This is a genomic window from Kitasatospora sp. NPDC004289, assembly GCF_053602875.1.
Genome location: NZ_JBSGEL010000015.1, coordinates 23,224 through 42,069, shown reverse-complemented (window position 1 = coordinate 42,069; position 18,846 = coordinate 23,224). Strand labels below are relative to the sequence as shown.

Annotated in this window: 18 protein-coding genes; 17 read left to right on the top strand and 1 reads right to left on the bottom strand. The window is 72.2% G+C overall.

The genetic code is table 11. The features are described from left to right. Nucleotides 1-15 precede the first annotated feature (15 nt). The 5 genes from ACWEPF_RS12665 (at nucleotide 16) to ACWEPF_RS12645 (ending at nucleotide 4,741) form a co-directional block, all read left to right on the top strand. Nucleotides 16-1,014, top strand: a complete 999-nt coding sequence (locus ACWEPF_RS12665) for an ABC transporter permease (protein WP_345290199.1) — start codon at nucleotides 16-18, stop codon at nucleotides 1,012-1,014. Continuing rightward, the gene (locus ACWEPF_RS12660) at nucleotides 1,011-2,084 is read left to right on the top strand and encodes an ABC transporter ATP-binding protein (RefSeq protein ID WP_452172568.1); all 1,074 of its coding nucleotides are present in this window, start codon (nucleotides 1,011-1,013) and stop codon (nucleotides 2,082-2,084) included. Before ACWEPF_RS12665 ends, ACWEPF_RS12660 begins: the two co-directional genes overlap by 4 nt. Before the next feature lie 34 nt (nucleotides 2,085-2,118). Next, nucleotides 2,119-3,153 carry an ABC transporter ATP-binding protein gene (locus tag ACWEPF_RS12655; protein WP_345290201.1) on the top strand — a complete coding sequence of 345 codons (1,035 nt, stop codon included), beginning with the start codon at nucleotides 2,119-2,121 and terminating at the stop codon, nucleotides 3,151-3,153. 67 nt (nucleotides 3,154-3,220) lie between these two features. Next, nucleotides 3,221-4,030: a class I SAM-dependent methyltransferase gene (locus ACWEPF_RS12650; RefSeq protein ID WP_452172567.1), complete on the top strand. Its 810-nt coding sequence runs from the start codon at nucleotides 3,221-3,223 to the stop codon at nucleotides 4,028-4,030. Between the two features lie 51 nt (nucleotides 4,031-4,081). After that, nucleotides 4,082-4,741, top strand: coding sequence for a trimeric intracellular cation channel family protein (locus tag ACWEPF_RS12645; protein WP_345290203.1), 660 nt, complete (start codon nucleotides 4,082-4,084; stop codon nucleotides 4,739-4,741). Here ACWEPF_RS12645 and ACWEPF_RS12640 read toward each other — a convergent pair. Beyond that, nucleotides 4,677-5,498, bottom strand: a complete 822-nt coding sequence (locus ACWEPF_RS12640) for an IclR family transcriptional regulator (protein WP_345290204.1) — start codon at nucleotides 5,496-5,498, stop codon at nucleotides 4,677-4,679. The genes ACWEPF_RS12645 and ACWEPF_RS12640 overlap by 65 nt on opposite strands. A gap of 145 nt (nucleotides 5,499-5,643) precedes the next feature. Here ACWEPF_RS12640 and ACWEPF_RS12635 point away from each other — a divergent pair, with 145 nt between their 5' ends. From ACWEPF_RS12635 to ACWEPF_RS12580, 12 genes are all read left to right on the top strand, one after another. Continuing rightward, entirely contained in the window at nucleotides 5,644-6,828 is a 1,185-nt protein-coding gene (locus ACWEPF_RS12635; protein ID WP_345290205.1) for a cysteine desulfurase family protein, read from the top strand. Between the two features lie 249 nt (nucleotides 6,829-7,077). Next, nucleotides 7,078-8,214 (top strand): tRNA 2-thiouridine(34) synthase MnmA, encoded by a 1,137-nt coding sequence (gene mnmA / locus ACWEPF_RS12630; protein WP_452172566.1) that lies wholly within the window; start codon nucleotides 7,078-7,080, stop codon nucleotides 8,212-8,214. Between the two features lie 45 nt (nucleotides 8,215-8,259). Then, nucleotides 8,260-8,790 (top strand): LOG family protein, encoded by a 531-nt coding sequence (locus tag ACWEPF_RS12625; protein ID WP_452172565.1) that lies wholly within the window; start codon nucleotides 8,260-8,262, stop codon nucleotides 8,788-8,790. After that, nucleotides 8,790-9,479 (top strand): SDR family oxidoreductase, encoded by a 690-nt coding sequence (locus tag ACWEPF_RS12620; RefSeq protein ID WP_452172564.1) that lies wholly within the window; start codon nucleotides 8,790-8,792, stop codon nucleotides 9,477-9,479. The genes ACWEPF_RS12625 and ACWEPF_RS12620 overlap by 1 nt, the downstream gene beginning before the upstream one ends. Nucleotides 9,480-9,501: 22 nt before the next feature. Continuing rightward, entirely contained in the window at nucleotides 9,502-10,509 is a 1,008-nt protein-coding gene (locus ACWEPF_RS12615) for a methionine synthase (protein ID WP_449795555.1), read from the top strand. A 15-nt stretch (nucleotides 10,510-10,524) separates the two neighbouring features. Beyond that, nucleotides 10,525-12,810, top strand: a complete 2,286-nt coding sequence (gene ligA, locus ACWEPF_RS12610; RefSeq protein WP_452172563.1) for an NAD-dependent DNA ligase LigA — start codon at nucleotides 10,525-10,527, stop codon at nucleotides 12,808-12,810. A gap of 301 nt (nucleotides 12,811-13,111) precedes the next feature. Further along, the gene (locus ACWEPF_RS12605) at nucleotides 13,112-14,704 is read left to right on the top strand and encodes a putative bifunctional diguanylate cyclase/phosphodiesterase (protein WP_452172562.1); all 1,593 of its coding nucleotides are present in this window, start codon (nucleotides 13,112-13,114) and stop codon (nucleotides 14,702-14,704) included. A gap of 129 nt (nucleotides 14,705-14,833) precedes the next feature. Next, nucleotides 14,834-15,130 carry an Asp-tRNA(Asn)/Glu-tRNA(Gln) amidotransferase subunit GatC gene (gatC, locus tag ACWEPF_RS12600; RefSeq protein ID WP_035845952.1) on the top strand — a complete coding sequence of 99 codons (297 nt, stop codon included), beginning with the start codon at nucleotides 14,834-14,836 and terminating at the stop codon, nucleotides 15,128-15,130. Between the two features lie 4 nt (nucleotides 15,131-15,134). Continuing rightward, complete coding sequence (gene gatA / locus ACWEPF_RS12595; protein ID WP_452172561.1) at nucleotides 15,135-16,628, top strand: Asp-tRNA(Asn)/Glu-tRNA(Gln) amidotransferase subunit GatA; 1,494 nt, start codon at nucleotides 15,135-15,137, stop codon at nucleotides 16,626-16,628. Continuing rightward, the gene (locus ACWEPF_RS12590) at nucleotides 16,625-16,864 is read left to right on the top strand and encodes a hypothetical protein (protein WP_345290218.1); all 240 of its coding nucleotides are present in this window, start codon (nucleotides 16,625-16,627) and stop codon (nucleotides 16,862-16,864) included. The genes gatA and ACWEPF_RS12590 overlap by 4 nt, the downstream gene beginning before the upstream one ends. Before the next feature lie 32 nt (nucleotides 16,865-16,896). Further along, nucleotides 16,897-18,408: an Asp-tRNA(Asn)/Glu-tRNA(Gln) amidotransferase subunit GatB gene (gatB, locus tag ACWEPF_RS12585; RefSeq protein WP_345290220.1), complete on the top strand. Its 1,512-nt coding sequence runs from the start codon at nucleotides 16,897-16,899 to the stop codon at nucleotides 18,406-18,408. A gap of 175 nt (nucleotides 18,409-18,583) precedes the next feature. Further along, nucleotides 18,584-18,775, top strand: a complete 192-nt coding sequence (locus tag ACWEPF_RS12580; RefSeq protein WP_345290221.1) for a hypothetical protein — start codon at nucleotides 18,584-18,586, stop codon at nucleotides 18,773-18,775. Nucleotides 18,776-18,846 lie beyond the last annotated feature (71 nt).

Below are 18,846 nucleotides of genomic sequence, written 5' to 3'. Positions count from 1 at the left end.
GCGGCGTCGACCGCAGTGCTCGTGTACATCATCCGACGGCTCGTCAATGTCGTCGCCATGCTGGTGGTGGTTGCGGCCGTCACCTTCGGCATCTTCTTCATGGTGCCGAAACTGACCGGGAGCGACCCGGCGCTGCTCTACGTCGGCAAGATCGCCGACCCCGCGGCGATCGAGGGCATCCGTCACAAGATGGGCCTCGACAAGTCCGTCATCGAGCAGTTCTGGCTCTTCCTCAAGGGCCTGGTCCTCGGACGCGACTACAGCACCGGCGTGGACGTCACCCACTGCTCCGCGCCCTGCTTCGGCTACTCGTTCAAGACCGAGCGCGAGGTCTTCCCGGTGCTGCTCGACCGGCTGGGCGTCACCGCCTCGCTGGCCCTCGGCGCCTCGATCATCTGGGTCGTGTTCGGCACCATGACCGGCATGATCTCCGCGCTCAAGCGCGGCTCGCTGCTCGACCGCTTCACCATGACCACGGCCCTGGCCGGCGTCTCCCTGCCGATCTACTTCACCGGCATGCTGGCCAGCGCGGTCTTCGTCTACCAGCTGGGCGTCTTCCCGAACGACTACGTGCCGTTCGCCGACGACCCGATCGCCTGGTTCCAGAACCTGGTGCTCCCCTGGGTCACCCTGGCCTTCCTCTACGCGGCCAACTACGCCCGGCTCACCCGGGCCACGCTGCTGGAGGTGCTGGGCGAGGACTACGTCCGCACCGCCCGGGCCAAGGGCCTCGGCGAGGGCACGGTGATCCGCAAGCACGCGATGCGCTCCACCCTGACCCCGATCCTGACCGTCTTCGGCATGGACCTCGGCGGCCTGATCGGCGGCGCGGTGCTCACCGAGTCCACCTTCAACTTCCGCGGCCTGGGCTACGAGGCGGTCTCCTCGATCGCCGCCAGTGACCTGCCGGTGATCATGGGCGTGACGCTCTTCGCCGGCTTCTTCATCATCCTGGCCAACCTGCTGGTTGACATCCTGTACGCCGCTGTCGACCCCCGGGTGAGGCTCGCATGACCGAGATCCAGATCGACAAGTCCGCCTCGGCGAAGCCCGGTTCGGCCTACCTGGAGGTCAAGGACCTCCGGGTGCACTTCCCCACCGACGACGGCCTGGTCAAGTCGGTGGACGGGCTCACCTTCTCGCTGGAGAAGGGCAAGACCCTCGGCATCGTCGGCGAGTCCGGCTCCGGGAAGTCCGTCACCTCGCTCTCCATCATGGGCCTGCACCGGATGGGCAAGCGCGGCGCACCGAGGATCACCGGCCAGGTCTGGCTGGACGGCGAGGACCTGATCGCGGCCGGCCCGGACCGGGTGCGCGAGCTGCGCGGCCAGAAGATGGCGATGATCTTCCAGGACCCGCTGACCGCGATGCACCCGTACTACACGGTCGGCGCCCAGATCGTCGAGGGCTACCGCGCCCACCACCCCGGCACCTCCAAGAAGCTGGCCCGCACCCGGGCGATCGAGATGCTCGACCGGGTCGGCATCCCGCAGCCGGACAAGCGGGTGGACTCCTACCCGCACGAGTTCTCCGGCGGCATGCGCCAGCGCGCGATGATCGCCATGGCGCTGGTCAACGACCCCTCGCTGCTGATCGCCGACGAGCCCACCACCGCCCTGGACGTCACCGTCCAGGCGCAGATCCTGGACCTGATCCGGGACCTGCAGAAGGAGTTCGGCTCCGCGGTCATCATCATCACCCACGACCTGGGCGTGGTGGCCGAGCTGGCCGACGACATCCTGGTGATGTACGGCGGCAAGTGCGTGGAGCGCGGGCCGGCCGGGACGCTCTTCGAGTCCCCCGAACACCCGTACACCTGGGGCCTGCTGGGCTCGATGCCGCGGCTGGACCGACCGCTCCAGGACCGCCTGGTGCCGGTCAAGGGCACCCCGCCCAGCCTGATCAACGTGCCCTCCGGCTGCGCCTTCCACCCGCGCTGCCCGTACGCGGACCGCACCGCCGGCCGTTCGACCTCCGAGCTGCCGAAGCTGGCCGAGGCCGCGCCCGGCCACCTCGCCGCGTGCCACCTGCCGATCGCCGAGCGGCACCGCATCTTCACCGAAGAGATCGCGCCCCGGCTGTGAGCGTCGTCCGTACCACCCCTCAGGAGAAGACCCCATGACGGACTCATCGACGACGGCGGCGACCGTGCCCGCTCCCGCGCCGGCCTCCGACCGTGAGCCGCTGCTCCGGGTGACCGGTCTGACCAGGCACTTCCCGATCACCAAGGGTCTGCTGCGCCGTCAGGTCGGCGCCGTCCGCGCGGTGGACGGGATCGACTTCGAGGTCCGCGCCGGGGAGACCCTCGGCGTGGTCGGCGAGTCCGGCTGCGGCAAGTCCACCATGGGCCGCCTGGTCACCCGGCTGGACGAACCGACCGGCGGCAAGGTCGAGTTCGAGGGCCGGGACATCACGCACCTGGGCGTCTCGGCGATGCGTCCGCTCCGCCGCGACATCCAGATGATCTTCCAGGACCCGTACTCCTCGCTCAACCCCCGGCACACCGTGGGCACCATCGTCGGAGCGCCGTTCCGGCTCCAGAAGGTCTCCACCGAGCACGGCGTCAAGCGCGCGGTGCAGGACCTGCTGGAGCTCTGCGGCCTCAGCCCGGAGCACTACAACCGCTACCCGCACGAGTTCTCCGGCGGTCAGCGCCAGCGCATCGGCATCGCCCGCGCGCTGGCCCTGAAGCCGAAGATGATCGTGGCGGACGAGCCGGTCTCGGCCCTGGACGTCTCCATCCAGGCCCAGGTGGTCAACCTGCTCGACGACCTCCAGAACGAGCTCGGCCTGACCTACCTGATCATCGCGCACGACCTCTCGGTGGTCCGGCACGTCTCCGACCGGGTCGCGGTGATGTACCTCGGCAAGGTGGTGGAGATCGCCGACCGGGACTCGCTCTACTCGGCGCCGATGCACCCGTACACCAACGCGCTGATGTCGGCGGTCCCGGTGCCGGACCCGCGGCGCAAGGAGCAGCGCGAGCGGATCCGGCTGACGGGTGACGTCCCGTCACCGATCAACCCGCCGAGCGGCTGCCGCTTCCGCACCCGGTGCTGGAAGGCCCAGGACGTCTGCGCCACCGAGGAGCCGCGCCTGGTCGCGCCCAAGGCCGGGCACCAGGTGGCCTGCCACTTCCCCGAGAACTCCTGATCGTTTCCGCCTAGACTGCCCGTCGGCACGACCGGGTCACTCCGGTCACAGATGGGCTGTTCAACACGTGGTGGATTTCCAGGAGTTCGAGCGCGGCGGCTGGGCGCGGCGCAGTGGTACCTACGACGGCGGCTTCGGTGCGATGACGGCGGGACTGCACGCCCGCCTGCTCGCCGAGGCCGCCGTCGGCGCGGGCACGAGGGTGCTCGAGGTGGGCTGCGGCACCGGCCGGCTGGGCCTGGCCGCAGCGGCCCTCGGGGCCGAGGTGACGGCCACCGACGCGGTCGAGGAGATGGTGGCCGAGGCGGCCCGGGTGCTGCCCCGGGCGGTCACCGCGTCGCTGCCCGGACTGCCGTTCGCGGACCGGGAGTTCGAGGCCGCCGTCGGCGCCTTCGTGATCAACCACGTGCCCGACCCGGTGGCGGCCGTCCGCGACCTGGCCCGGGTGGTGGCCCCCGGCGGGCGGATCGCGCTGTCCTGCTGGGACTCCCTGGCGGCCAACCGGGCCCAGGGACTGTTCTTCGACGCCTTCGCCGAGGCCGGGGCCACCCGGCCGGCCGGTCTGCCGGGTGACGCCCCGTTCGCCCCGTACGCGGCCCCGGAGGCCTTCGCGGAGCTGCTCCGCTCGGCCGGGCTGACCGAGGTGGCGGTGCACCGGGTCGGCTGGACCCACCGGGTCGACCCGGGGCAGTGGTGGAAGGACGTGCTGGAGGGCACCGTGCTCACCTCCTCCCTGATCGAGGGTCAGCCCCCCGAGACGGCCGCCCGGATCGAGCGGGCGTACCTGCGCCTGGCCGCCCGGTACGCGGCCGGAGACGACACCGTGGAGCTCCCGGTGGCCGCCCTGCTGGCCGTCGGCCGGGTGGCGGCGGACTGACCTGCGGGGCGGCTCGTCCCCGTTCGGGTGACGGCGCGGTAAGAATTGACGGTGACTTCGCAGCTCTTCCCGCCCGACGTCCAGCAGACCCTGGACCTGATCGGCATCTTCGTCTTCGCCCTGTCCGGGGGCCTGCTGGCCGTCCGCAAGAACATGGACATCTTCGGCATCTGCGTGCTGGCCGAGGCCACCGCGCTGGGCGGCGGCGTGATGCGCGACCTGGTGATCGGGGCCACCCCGGTGGTCGCCTTCACCAACCTCGGGTACTTCGTCACGCCGCTGCTGGCCGGTGTGGTGGTCTTCTTCCTGCACCCCGAGGTGGAGCGGATCAACCGCAGCGTGCAGACCCTGGACGCGCTCGGTCTCGGCCTGTTCTGCGTGACCGGCACGGCCAAGGCGCACGACTACGGCCTCGGCTCGGTCTCCTCGGTCGCCCTCGGCATGCTGACCGCCGCCGGCGGCGGGGTGATCCGCGACGTGCTGGCGCACGAGACGCCCTCGCTGCTGCGCTGGGACCGCGAGATCTACGCGGTGCCCGCCCTGGTCGGCGCGGCCATGGTCGCGGTGCTGACCGCCACCGGCGCGCTCACCACGGCGACCGGCACCGCCGCCGCGCTGACCGCCTTCGTGCTGCGGATGCTGGCGCTCAAGTACGGCTGGCGGGCACCACGTGCTTGGCACCGCAACGGTTCTCGCACCAGCGAGGAGTAGGGGAGCCGCCGTAGGCCAGCGAGATCGCCTCGGCGGTGCAGAGCAGCTCCGGCACCAGCTTGGAGAGCTCGGCGATCGGGGTGGTACCCGCCGCCGCGGAGATCGAGAACGCGGCGATCGCGGTGCCCTCGATGCCGACCACCGGGGCGGCGATGCAGTTCACCGTCTCCCGGTACTCGGCCTCGTCCACCGCCCAGCCCAGGCGGCGCACCGAGGCCAGCTCGCTGCGCAGCTCCTCGGGGCCGCGCACCGAACGGCTGGTCCTGGCGGTGAAGTCCTGCCCCTCCAGGAACGCCGTCAGCTGATCCTCCGGCAGATCGGCGAGCAGCACCTTGCCCACGGCGGTGGTCACCGCCGGCACCCGGCGGCCGATCCGCACCGAGGGGTCGGCCCAGGAGCCGGGCCGGTCCGTGTGGCGGCTCTCCACCTTGTCCAGGTAGAGCACCTCGCCCTCGTCCAGCACGGCCAGCTGCACGGCGTGCCCGTAGCGCTCGTTCAGCGCCGCCAGGTACGGCGCCGCCACCTGGCGGACGTCGATCCCGTCCAGGGCCTGCTGGGCCAGCGAGAACAGCCGCCCGCCGAGCCGGTAGCGCTGGTCGGACTGGCGGTGCACGAAGCCGTGCTCCTGGAGGGTGCGCAGCAGCCGCAGCGCGGTCGACTTGTGCACCCCGATCCGGGATGCGGCCTGCTCCAGCGAGGCCGGACCCTGGCCGAGCGAGGCCAGGATGGTCAGTGCCCGGTCCACCGTCTGTGACATGGCGGCCCCCTCCCTGAGCGGGCTGGCAGTGCCCGGATGCGGCAGGAGGCTAACGGCGCGTTGCACGGTGTGCAATGGCCAAATCGTGATACTGGGGCGCCGATCGGCGAGGCGGCGCCCGCCCGGCCCCTACACTTGTGCCGCTATGCCATACCTGGATCACGCGGCCACCACTCCGATGCTGCCCGAGGCGATCGCCGCCATGAGCGCGCACCTCGGGGTGGTCGGCAATGCCTCCTCGCTGCACGCGGCCGGACGCCGGGCCCGCCGGGTGGTGGAGGAGTCCCGTGAATCGCTGGCCGCCTCCCTCGGCGCCCGCCCCAGCGAGATCGTGCTGACCGCCGGCGGCACCGAGTCCGACAACCTCGCGGTCAAGGGCCTCTACTGGGCCCGCCGGGACGCCGACCCGGCCCGCCGCCGGGTGCTGTGCAGCCCGGTCGAGCACCACGCGGTGCTGGACGCGGTGCACTGGCTCTCCGAGCACGAGGGTGCCGAGGTCGAGTACCTGCCGGTGGACGCGTACGGCCGGGTGCACCCCGCCGCGCTGCGGGAGGCCGTCGAGCGCGACCCCGCCTCGGTGGCCCTGATCACCGTGATGTGGGCCAACAACGAGGTCGGCACCATCCAGCCGATCCGCGAACTGGTCGACGTGGCGCGGGAGTTCGGCATCCCCATGCACGCGGACGCGGTGCAGGCGCTCGGCCAGGTGCCGGTCTCCTTCGCCGAGTCCGGCCTGGACGCGCTCACCGTCACCGGGCACAAGATCGGCGGCCCGTACGGGGTCGGCGCGCTGCTGCTCGGGCGGGGCGTCGGGCCGGTCCCGCTGCTGCACGGCGGCGGGCAGGAGCGGGACGTCCGCTCCGGCACGCTCGACGTCCCGGCGGCGGCGGGCTTCGCGGCGGCGGCCGGGCTGGCCGTCGAGCGGCGGGCCGCGTACGCGGCCGAGGTCGGCGCCCTGCGGGACTCGCTGGTCGCGGCCGTGCTGGCCGAGGTCCCGGACGCCGTCCTCAACGGCGCTCCGGCGGGGGAGGGGCGGCTGCCCGCCAACGCGCACTTCTCCTTCCCGGGCTGCGAGGGCGACGCCCTGCTGATGCTGCTCGACGCCCAGGGCATCGAGTGCTCCACCGGCTCCGCCTGCTCCGCCGGCGTCCCCCAGCCCAGCCACGTCCTCCTCGCCCTGGGCGCCGACCCGTTGCTGGCCCGCGCCTCCCTCCGCTTCTCCCTCGGCCACACCTCCACCCCCGCCGACGTCGCCGCCCTGGCCGCGGCCATCGCCCCGGCCGTCCACCGCTCCCGCAGCGCCGGCCTGGCGGCGGCCGCCCGGCGATAGGAGTGCTTCGCGAGGGTGGTCCGGCAGGGCAGCGACCCAGGGGCGCGAGGAACTGCGCGAGTGCGGAAGGCGAGCTAGGGCCAGATCGGGGCAGGCGAGCCAGTTGCACGTGCTGCCGTTCCCCCGCACCTCGGCCTCACGTGCAACTGGCTGACGTGCCCCGACCTCACGCCGGGCTGCCTTCCGCCTTGCGCAGTTCCTCGCGCCCCTGAAGGCCCCTACGGGGCCTCGCGTACGCTGGTGGGCATCATGACTGACTTCCCTGGTGCCCCGTCCTCGCCCGGCAGCGGCCGGCTGCGCGTGCTCGCCGCGATGTCCGGCGGCGTCGACTCGGCCGTCGCGGCCGCCCGGGCGGCGGAGGCCGGCCACGAGGTGACGGGCGTGCACCTGGCGCTGTCCTCGAACCCGCAGTCTTTCCGGACCGGCGCCCGCGGCTGCTGCACCATCGAGGACTCCCGCGACGCCCGCCGCGCCGCCGACGTGATCGGCATCCCGTTCTACGTCTGGGACCTGGCCGAGCGCTTCCGCGAGGACGTGATCGACGACTTCGTCGCCGAGTACGCGGCCGGCCGCACCCCGAACCCCTGCCTGCGCTGCAACGAGAAGATCAAGTTCGCCGCGCTGCTGGACAAGGCGATCGCCCTCGGCTTCGACGCGGTCTGCACCGGTCACTACGCGAGGATCGTCGACCTCCCCACCGGTGAGCGGGAGTTGCACCGCGCGGTGGACGCCGCCAAGGACCAGTCCTACGTGCTCGGCGTGCTCGACGCCGAGCAGCTCGCGCACTCGCTCTTCCCGCTCGGCGACACCACCAAGGACGTCATCCGCGAGGAGGCCGAGCGCCGCGGCCTGGCCGTCGCCAAGAAGCCGGACAGCCACGACATCTGCTTCATCGCCGACGGCGACACCCAGGGCTTCCTGGCCAAGCACCTCGGCACCGCCACCGGCGACATCCTGGACACCGACGGCACCAAGCTCGGCGAGCACGACGGCGCCTACGGCTTCACCATCGGCCAGCGCAAGGGCCTGCGGATCGGCCGCCCGGCCGCCGACGGCAAGCCCCGCTACGTGCTGGACATCTCGCCGGTGAACAACACCGTGACGGTCGGCCCGGCCGAGGGTCTGGACGTCCTCGGTCTGACCGCGATCCGCCCGCGCTGGTGCGGCGAGCCCCCGGCCGGTCCGGGCGCGTACACCGCCCAGCTGCGCGCGCACGGCGAAGAGGTCCCCGTCACCGCGGAACTGACCGACGGTCAGCTGCACGTCGCCCTCGCCGCCCCGGCCCGCGGCATCGCGCCCGGCCAGGCCGTGGTGCTCTACGACGGCACCCGGGTCGTCGGCTCGGCCACCATCGCCAGCACCGAGCGGCGCCCGGTCACGGCGTAATCGCCTTCGGCGGCGGGCGGATGACCTGATAGACCTGGGGGCACTATGAACATCACCGTCTTCTGCTCCGCTTACTCGCTCGACGAGAAGTACACCGTCCCCGCCGCCGAGTTCGCCCGCCTGCTCGGCGAGCGCGGCCACACCCTGGTCTGGGGCGGTTCGCACGCCGGCCTGATGGGCCTGCTGGCCGACGAGGTCCGGGGGGCCGGCGGCCGGCTGGTCGGCATCTCGGTGGACTTCCTCGCGCACAAGGCCTACGAGGGCGCCGACGAGATGGTCACCACTCCCGACCTGGCCACCCGCAAGGCGCACCTGCTGGAGCGGGCCGACGCGCTGGCGGTGCTGGTCGGCGGGCTCGGCACGCTCGACGAGATCACCGAGGTGCTGGAGCTCAAGAAGCACGCCCGGCACGACAAGCCGGTCGTGGTGCTGGACACCGAGGGCTTCTACACCGGGCTGCGGCTGCAGCTGGAGCGGATGGACGCCGAGGGCTTCCTGCCCCGGCCGCTGGCCGAGCTGGTGCACTTCGCCGCCACCCCGGCCGAGGCGATCGCACTCCTGGAGGGGACGAACTGATGGGTGCTCACCTGATCACCGGAGCCGGCTCGGGCATCGGCGAGGCGGTCGCGGAGCGGCTGGCGGCGCGCGGCGAGCAGCTCTGGCTGCTGGCCCGGGACGCCAAGCGGGCGGCCCAGCTGCGCGAGCGCTTCCCCGGCGCCCGCACCCTGGTCGGCGACCTGTCCGATCCGGCCAAGCTCTCCTGGGCCTTCGGCCACCAGGAGCTGCCGGTGGAGCTGGACTCGCTGCTGCACGTGGCCGGGGTGGTCCAGCTCGGCGAGATCGGCGACCTCCCGGTGAAGGCCTGGCAGGAGCAGCTGAACGTCAACCTGGTCGCGCCCGCCGAGCTGACCCGGCTGCTGCTGCCCTCGGTCCGGCTGGCCCGCGGCCAGGTGGTCTTCGTCAACTCCGGTGCGGGCCTGCGCGCGGACGCCACCTGGGGCGGGTACGCGGCCAGCAAGTTCGGCCTGCGCGCGCTGGCCGACTCGCTCCGCCTGGAGGAGCAGCCGCACGGCGTCCGGGTCACCACCGTCTACCCGGGCCGCACCGCCACCCCGATGCAGGTGAAGGTCCACCAGCAGGAGGGCAAGGAGTACGACCCCACCCGCTGGATCGCCCCGGAGTCGGTCGCCACCGCGATCGTCACCGCGATCGACCTGCCCCGGGACGCGGCCATCACCGAGATCACCGTCCGCCCGGGCAGCTGACCGGGGGCACTAGGCTCGTCGCGTGACTGGACACGTGTTTCCCGAGCTGACCGGAGCCGCCACCGGGGTCGGCTCGCTTCCCGGCACGGACGCCCGGGAGGCGGCGAAGACCTCGGTGGGGGCGCTGGAGTTCCTGCCGCACCTGCCGGAGCTGCCCGCCCGGGGCCCCGGCGCCGACATGATCGGGCGCTCGGCCGGGATGCTGGTGGAGCTGTTCGCCCAGACCGAGCCGAGCGGCTGGCGGTTCGCCGACCGGCCCGGCCGGGACACCCGGCGGGCGCACTCCTGGCTGGGCGAGGACCTGGACGCCCTGGAGGAGTTCACCCAGGGGTACACGGGAGCGCTCAAGGTGCAGGCGGTCGGGCCGTGGACGCTGGCCGCGAACATCGAGCTCAAGCACGGCGAGAAGGCCCTCGCCGACCTCGGCGCCTGCCGGGACGTCGCGGAGTCCCTCACCGAGGGCCTGCGCCGCCACCTGGCCGAGGTCCGCAAGCGGATCCCCGGTGCGGAGTTGGTGCTCCAGCTCGACGAACCGTCACTTCCGGCCGTGCTGGCCGGCTCGGTGAAGACCGCCAGCGGCTTCCAGCGGCTGCGCGCGGTGGACCGCCAGCACGCCGAGGAGACCCTGCGCGAGCTGATCCGCGGCCTGGACGCGCCGGTGGTGGTGCACAGCTGCGCCCCGGACGTCCCGCTGGCGCTGCTGCGCCGGGCCGGGGTGGCCGGGATCTCGCTGGACTTCGGTCTGCTGACGGAGCGTGAGGACGAGGAGATCGGCGAGGCGGTCGAGGCCGGCACCGTGATCCTCGCCGGTGTGGTGCCGTCCACGGACGCGGGAATGACGGACCCGGCCGGTAGTGTCCAGGGTGTCAGGACGTTGTGGCGCAGGTTGGGGCTGTCCCCGGAACTGCTCGGCCGCCGTGTGCTGGTGACGCCGACCTGTGGCCTGGCGGGTGCTTCGCCCGCGTACGCCCGCAAGGCGCTGTCACTCAGTGCGAGGGCCGCGCAGAGTCTGGTGGACAACCCGGAGTAGCAGGAGGAGACCAGGGTGGCGGTCGAGGGCTGGGCGGACGTACCGGCGGAGGTGCGTGAGCGGCACGCCGAGCTGGCGGCGGAGATCGTCGGCCACCGGGTGCGGTACTACGAGCAGGACGCCCCGATCGTCACCGACGCCGAGTTCGACCGGCTGCTGCGGGAGTTGGAGCGGATCGAGGCCGAGCACCCGGTCCTGGTCACCCCCGACTCGCCGACCCAGAACGTCGGCGGTGCCCCCACCGAGCTGTTCGCCGCGGTGGAGCACCGCGAGCGCCTGCTCAGCCTGGACAACGCGATGGACGACGAGGAGCTGGCCGCCTGGGCCGAGCGCGTCGCCCGCGAACTGGACGGCATCGACTACCACTACCTGTGCGAGCTCAAGGTGGACGGACTGGCCGTCAACCTCACCTACGAGAACGGCCAGTTGACCCAGGCCGCGACCCGCGGTGACGGCCGGGTGGGCGAGGACATCACGCCCAACGTCCGCACCATCAAGGAGATCCCGCACCAGCTCAAGGGCGAGAACGTCCCGGCCCTGGTGGAGATCCGCGGCGAGGTCTACCTGCCGACCGAGGCCTTCGCCGAGCTGAACGCCTCGCTGGCCGCCGAGAACGAGCGCCGCGAGAAGGTCAACGAGGAGCGGGCCGCCGAGGGCAAGCGTCCGATGGCCCTGGTCAAGCTGTTCGCCAACCCCCGCAACGCGGCGGCCGGTTCGCTGCGCCAGAAGGACTGGCAGGTCACCGCCTCCCGCCCGCTGCACATGGTGGTGCACGGCATCGGCGCCCGCGAGGGCTTCGACATCGACTGCCAGTCGCACGCCTACCAGCTGCTGCACGACTGGGGCCTGCCGACCGCGAAGCACAACAGGGTGGTCGGCACCCTGGACGAGGTGCGGGCCTTCGTCAAGCAGTACGGCGAGCAGCGCCACTCGGTCGAGCACGAGATCGACGGCGTGGTGGTCAAGGTGGACGAGATCGCCCTGCAGGGCCGGCTCGGCGCCACCTCCAAGTCCCCGCGCTGGGCGATCGCCTGGAAGTACCCGCCGGAGGAGGTCAACGGCAAGCTCGCCGAGATCAAGATCGGCATCGGCCGGACGGGCCGGGCCACCCCGTACGCGGTGCTGGAGCAGCCGGTGAAGGTGGCCGGCTCGATGGTCCAGTACGCCACCCTGCACAACCAGGACGTGGTGAAGGCCAAGGGCGTGCTGATCGGCGACACCATCGTGCTGCGCAAGGCCGGTGACGTGATCCCGGAGATCCTCGGCCCGGTGATGGAGCTGCGCCCGGACGACGCCAAGCCGTTCGTGATGCCGCAGGAGTGCCCGGAGTGCGGCAGCGGGCTGCGCCCGATGAACGAGGGCGACATCGACCTGCGCTGCCCCAATGCGCAGTACTGCCCGGCCCAGATCCGCGAGCGGATCGCCTACCTGGGCGGCCGCTCCTCGCTGGACGTCGAGGGCCTCGGCTACGTGGCCGCCACCGCGCTGACCCAGCCGCTGGAGCCCGCCGAGCCGCCGGTCGGGAACGAGGGGGACATCTTCGCCCTGACCGTCGAGCAGTTGCTGCCGATCAAGGCCAAGGTGCTGGACCCGAAGACCGGCATGCCCAAGCCGGACGACAGGACCGGCAAGGAGAAGGTGGTCACCTTCTTCGCCAACCTCAAGGGCGAGCCCAAGAAGTCGGCCACCCTGCTGCTGGAGAACCTCGACAAGGCCAAGGACCGCCCGCTCTGGCGCTACCTCAACGGCCTGTCGATCCGTCACGTCGGCCCGGTCTCCGCCCAGGCGCTGGCCCGGGAGTTCCGCGACCTGGACCGGATCTTCGCCGCCACCGAGGAGGAGCTGGCCGCCACCGAGGGCGTCGGCCCGATCATCGCCAAGGCGATCAAGGAGTGGTACGCCGAGGAGTGGCACCGGGAGATCCTGGAGAAGTGGCGCGCCGCCGGCGTCCGCTTCGTCGAGGAGGCCGCCGAGGAGGAGGGCCCCCGCCCGCTGGAGGGCCTCACCCTGGTGGTCACCGGCACGCTGGCCGGCCACACCCGGGACGGTGCCAAGGAGGCGCTCACCTCGCGCGGCGCCAAGGTCACCGGCTCGGTCTCCAAGAAGACCGACTTCGTGGTGGCCGGTGACAACCCCGGCTCCAAGTACGACAAGGCCGTGCAGCTCGGCCTGCCGGTGCTGGACGACGCGGGCTTCGCCGTCCTGCTGGAGCAGGGCCCCGACGCCGCCCGGGCCCACCTCGGGATCGAGCCGATCGCCGCGGAGGAGGCCCCGGCGGCCGAGCCGACCGACGAGAGCTGATACTCCGTTACTTTTCTGATGCCTCGTCAGCGGGGTCTGTCCGAAAGAAACCGGGCATTCTGTCACTGGGCGGCACTCCGGAAGGATGTTCCGCCGGTGCGGCGTCCAAGGTTGTCCGAAAGTCCGCCTCACGGGTCGGACCCGGGCATACCCTTGGGGCGACACTGCGTCAGCAAGGGTGGCCGGCCCCGGGAGCACCAGCCGGGCCGACGGGGAAGCCCGCACGCTGGCCTCCACCGCACCGGGGGTGTCGTACCGAAAGGCGGCCTGAACGGGGCGGGCCCGACGGAGGACAGGGCTTATGGATCGTACGACCGGCGGCGCGCCCACACGCCCGCCGCAGGGGGTGGCGGGTGCGGTCCTGCTGCTCGGCGTGCTGTTGGCCGGGGCGGCGCCGCTCATCCCGCTCGCCGTCCTGGTCTACCGGCACGAGCCAGAGCTGCTGCCGTTGTTCGCGGTGCCGCTGGCGGTCCTGGTGGCCGCCTGGCGGATCGCCCGGGACCGGGCCCGCGACCAGCTGACCGACCCGCTGACCGACCTGCCGAACCGTCACGCCCTGCTGCTGGCCGCCCAGGAGGCGATCGCCGAGGGCGAGGGCGAGGAGGACTGGAACGTCGGGCTGATCCTGCTCGACCTGGACCGCTTCCGCTCGCTCAACGACGCGCTCGGGCACACCGCCGGGGACAGGCTGCTGGTGCACATCGCCAGGCGCCTGCACCGTGCGCTGCGCTCCGGCACGCACAACCCCGAGCGGGACGATCCGGACGACGTCTTCTCCTCCCTCCCGGTCGCCATCCAGCGCAGTCACCGCCCGGTGGTGGCCCGGATGGGCGGCGACGAGTTCGCCGTCCTGCTGCCCGGGGTCGGCCGGGCGGACACCCTGGAGCGGATGGCCAAGGCGCTGATCGCCGAACTCGCCGCTCCCATCCGCCTGGACGGGCTGCTGCTGGTGCTGGAGGCCAGCGCCGGGGTCTGCGTCTACCCCGCCCACGCCCAGGACGCCGAGGCGCTGCTGCGCCGGGCGGACGTGGCGATGGGCCACGCCCAGCGCCGCCGCAGCGGGGTCGAGCAGTACGACGAGACCCGCGACCTGGACACCCCGTACCGGATCGGTCTGCTCGGCGACCTGCGGCGGGCCCTGGAGACCCGCGAGGTGCAGCTGCACTACCAGCCGAAGGTGGCCTTCGACGGCCGGGTGGTCGGCCTGGAGGCGCTGCTGCGCTGGGAGCGGCCGGGCCAGGGCCGGGTGCCCCCGGACGAGTTCATCGGCCTGGCCGAGTCCAGCGGGCTGATGCCGCGGCTGACCGACTACGTGCTGGAGGCCGCCGTCGGCCAGCTGGCGCTCTGGCGCGCGCAGGGCCTGGAGGTGCAGGTCGCGGTCAACGTCTCGCCCCGGGACGTGCTCAACCCGGGCTTCGCCGACCGGGTGGCCGGTCACCTGACCAGGCACCAGGTGCCCGCCGGGGCGCTCCAGTTGGAGATCACCGAGCGGCTGCTGCTGGACGACTCCCGGCTGGCCGCGGACACCCTGGCCGAGCTGCGCCGCTACGGGGTCGGGATGTCGCTGGACGACTTCGGCACCGGGCACTCCTCGCTGGTGCGGCTGCGCTCGCTGCCGGTCGGCGAGTTGAAGATCGACCGGTCCTTCGTCTCCCGGATGGTGGCCGACGACCACGACGCCGCGGTGGTCCGCTGCTCGGTCGAGCTGGCCCACTCGCTCGGGCTGACGGTGGTCGCCGAGGGCGTCGAGGACGACGAGACCTGGGAGCGGCTGCACTCCCTCGGAGTGGACGCGGTGCAGGGCTGGCTGGTCTCCGCCGCCCTCCCGGCGGACCAGGCCACCGCCTGGCTGATGGTCCATCGGACCGGTGCCCCCGAGGTCGAACTGCTCTAGCGGCACGGGGCGCCCGGGCCGTGGGCAGCGCCGGGCGCCCGGCGCTGCCCATAGGATGGGCCTGGAAAGATGGGCCGTCACACATGTCTCGTGGCGGTCTGACCAGAACTCACCCTTGAGGATCGCTGCATGCCTGGCATCACGCGCGAGGAGGTCGCCCACCTCGCCCGGCTGTCGCGTCTGGAGCTGCAGGCCGAAGAGTTGGACCACTTCGCCGAGCAGCTCGACGTGATCATCGGCGCGGTCGCCCGCGTTTCCGAGGTCGCCGGACAGGACGTCCCGCCGACCTCCCACCCGCTTCCGCTGACCAACGTCATGCGGGCGGACGAGGTGCGCCCGTCGCTCACCCCGGAGCAGGCCCTGGCCGGTGCGCCGGCCGCCGAGGAGCAGCGTTTCCGCGTCCCCCAGATCCTCGGGGAGGACTGATCCCGTGACCGAGCTCATCAAGAAGACCGCCGCCGAGACCGCCGCCGCCATCGCGGCCGGAGAGGTCTCCGCCGTCGAGGTCGCCCAGGCCCACCTGGACCGGATCGATGCCACCGACAAGAAGGTCAACGCCTTCCTGCACGTGGACACCGAGGGCGCCCTGGCGGCCGCCCGCCGGGTGGACGCCAAGCGCGCGGCCGGCGAGCAGCTGAGCCCGCTGGCCGGCGTGCCGCTGGCGCTCAAGGACGTGTTCACCACCGAGGGCATCCCGACCACCTGCGGGTCGAAGATCCTCGAGGGCTGGGTGCCGCCGTACGACGCCACCCTGACGGCCCGTCTGAAGAACGCCGACGTGGTCATCCTCGGCAAGACCAACATGGACGAGTTCGCGATGGGCTCCTCCACCGAGAACTCCGCCTACGGCGTGACCGGGAACCCGTGGGACCTGTCCCGCATCCCCGGCGGCTCCGGCGGCGGCTCGGCCGCGGCGCTGGCCGCCTACCAGGCCCCGCTGGCCATCGGCACCGACACCGGCGGCTCGATCCGCCAGCCCGGCGCCGTCACCGGCACCGTGGGCGTGAAGCCGACCTACGGCTCGGTCTCCCGCTACGGGCTGATCGCGTTCTCCTCCTCGCTGGACCAGGGCGGCCCGTGCGCCCGCACCGTGCTGGACGCGGCGCTGCTGCACGAGGCCATCGCCGGGTACGACCCGCTGGACTCCACCTCGATCAACGCCCCGGTCCCGGCCGTGGTCGAGGCCGCCAAGCGGCGCGACGTCCGCGGCATGCGGATCGGCGTGGTCAAGGAGTTCGCCGGCGAGGGCTACCAGGCCGGTGTGATGCAGCGGTTCAACGAGTCCGTGGAGCTGCTCCGCGAGCTCGGCGCCGAGGTGGTCGAGGTCTCCTGCCCGTCCTTCACCCTCGCGCTCCCGGCCTACTACCTGATCGCCCCGAGCGAGGCCTCCTCCAACCTGGCCCGCTTCGACGCGATGCGGTACGGCCTGCGGGTCGGCGACGACGGCACCCGCTCGGCCGAGGAGGTCACCGCCCTCACCCGCGAGGCCGGCTTCGGCCCCGAGGTGAAGCGCCGCATCATCCTCGGCACCTACGCCCTCTCCTCGGGCTACTACGACGCCTACTACGGCTCGGCCCAGAAGGTCCGGACCCTGATCTCGCGCGACTTCGACGCGGCCTTCGCCGGCGTCGACGTGCTGGTCTCGCCGACCACCCCCACCACCGCCTTCCCGATCGGCGAGCGCGCCGACGACCCGATGGCGATGTACCTGGCCGACCTGTGCACCATCCCGTCCAACCTCGCCGGCAACGCGGCCATGTCGCTGCCCTGCGGCCTGGCCCCGGAGGACAATCTCCCGGTCGGCCTGCAGATCATCGCTCCCGCGATGGCGGACGACCGCCTGTACCGCGTGGGCGGCGCCGTCGAGGCCGCGCTCAACGACAAGTGGGGACACCCCCTGCTCGAGGAGGCACCGGTTCTGTGAGCAGCATCGCGAAGGCCAAGGGCTTCAAGAAGTCCAAGCCCGGTCTCTGGCTGTCCATCGGGACGAGCGCGTTCGGCGCGATCTCGATCTCCAAGGACATCCGCAAGGCCCGGACCGAGAACGACAACCTCCTGCTCCTCAACGCCCTGGTCGGTGCCGCCGCGCTGATCACCGGCACCGCGCTCCTCGTCCGTGAGCTCAAGCGGCTCGGGGACGACGACGTGCTGCTGGGCTGACGGACCGCCAAGACTCAAGTGAAGGGGACGCTGTGAGCGTCATTAGCCTGGTCTCGTACGAGGACGCACTCGCCTCGTACGACCCGGTGATGGGCCTTGAGGTCCATGTCGAGCTGGGTACCAAGACCAAGATGTTCTGCGGCTGCTCGACCGAGCTGGGCGCGGAGCCGAACACCCAGACCTGCCCGACCTGCCTCGGCCTGCCCGGCTCGCTGCCGGTGGTCAACGCCATCGGCGTGGAGTCGGCGATCAAGATCGGTCTCGCGCTGAACTGCGAGATCGCCGAGTGGTGCCGGTTCGCCCGGAAGAACTACTTCTACCCGGACATGCCGAAGAACTTCCAGACCTCGCAGTACGACGAGCCGATCGCCTTCAACGGCTACCTCGACGTGCAGCTGGAGGACGGCTCGACCTTCCGGGTGGAGATCGAGCGCGCCCACATGGAGGAGGACACCGGCAAGTCCAGCCACGTCGGTGGCGCGACCGGCCGCATCCACGGTGCGACCCACTCGCTGCTGGACTACAACCGGGCCGGCATCCCGCTGATCGAGATCGTCACCAAGCCGATCGAGGGCGCCGGCGAGCGCGCCCCCGAGGTGGCCAAGGCGTACGTGGCCGAGCTGCGCGAGCTGATCCGGGCGCTGGGCGTCTCCGAGGCCCGGATGGACAAGGGCCAGATGCGCTGCGACGTGAACCTGTCGCTGCGTCCGAACGGCACCGAGAAGTTCGGCACCCGCTCGGAGACCAAGAACGTCAACTCCCTGCGCAGCGTGGAGCGGGCGGCCCGGTTCGAGATCCAGCGGCACGCCACGGTGCTCACCGACGGCGGGACGATCGTCCAGGAGACCCGGCACTTCCACGAGGACAACGGCTCCACCACCTCGGGCCGGATCAAGGACAACGCCGAGGACTACCGGTACTTCCCGGAGCCCGACCTGGTCCCGATCGCCCCGAGCCGCGAGTGGGTCGAGGAGCTGCGGGCCGCTCTGCCCGAGCTGCCCCGGGTCCGCCGGGCCCGGCTGCAGGCCGAGTGGGGCGTGTCCGACCAGGACATGCAGTCCATCCTCAACGCCGGTGCGGTCGAGCCGATCCTGGACACCATCGCGGCCGGTGCGCCGGCCGACCAGGCCCGCAAGTGGTGGCTGGGCGAGCTGGCCCGCCGGGCCAACGAGACCGGCACCGAGCTGGCCGACCAGCCGATCACCCCGGCCCAGGTGGCCCGGGTCTGCGCGCTCGTCGCCGAGGGCAAGCTCAACGACAAGCTGGCCCGTCAGGTGATCGAGGCCGTGCTGGCCGGCGAGGGCGAGCCGGACGCCGTGATCGAGGCCCGCGGCCTCGCCGTGGTCTCCGACGACTCCGCGCTCAGCGCGGCGATCGACCAGGCCCTGGCGGACAACGCCGGCGTCGCGGACAAGATCCGCGGCGGCAAGGTGGCCGCCGTCGGCGCCCTGGTGGGCGCGGTCATGAAGGCCACCCGCGGCCAGGCCGACGCCGCGAAGGTCAAGGACATGATCTTCGAGAAGCTCGGCGTCTCGCCCGAGTAGGACGTCCTAGGCACGACGAGGACCGCCCGCTCCGTCCCTACGGAGCGGGCGGTCCTCGTCTAAGGACCTGACGCCCCGGGAGATGCGGCATGCTCCCGATGTGGCCACCCCCCTTACCGGAGGAAGCTCTTACCCAGGACGAAGAGCCCGCAAGGGAAAACAAGGGGAGACCACGATGTTCGAGTACGAGCTCATCCAGGCCCGCTCGCAGGAGCTGCAGCGCCAGGCCCGCCACGACGCGCTGGTCCGGGAGGCCCTGGAGGCCGACCGGGAGGCCGCCCCGGCGCTGCGCCTGGGCCTGCTGAGGGCGCTGCGACAGCGCCGGGTACGGGCCCTGAGTCCGCGCCCGCAGCTCAAGCACAGCTGAGCCAGTGCAAATGCTGACAGACCGTCACAGGCCGCCGGGGCCCGGTCCGAACCGCGAGATACTCGCTCGGA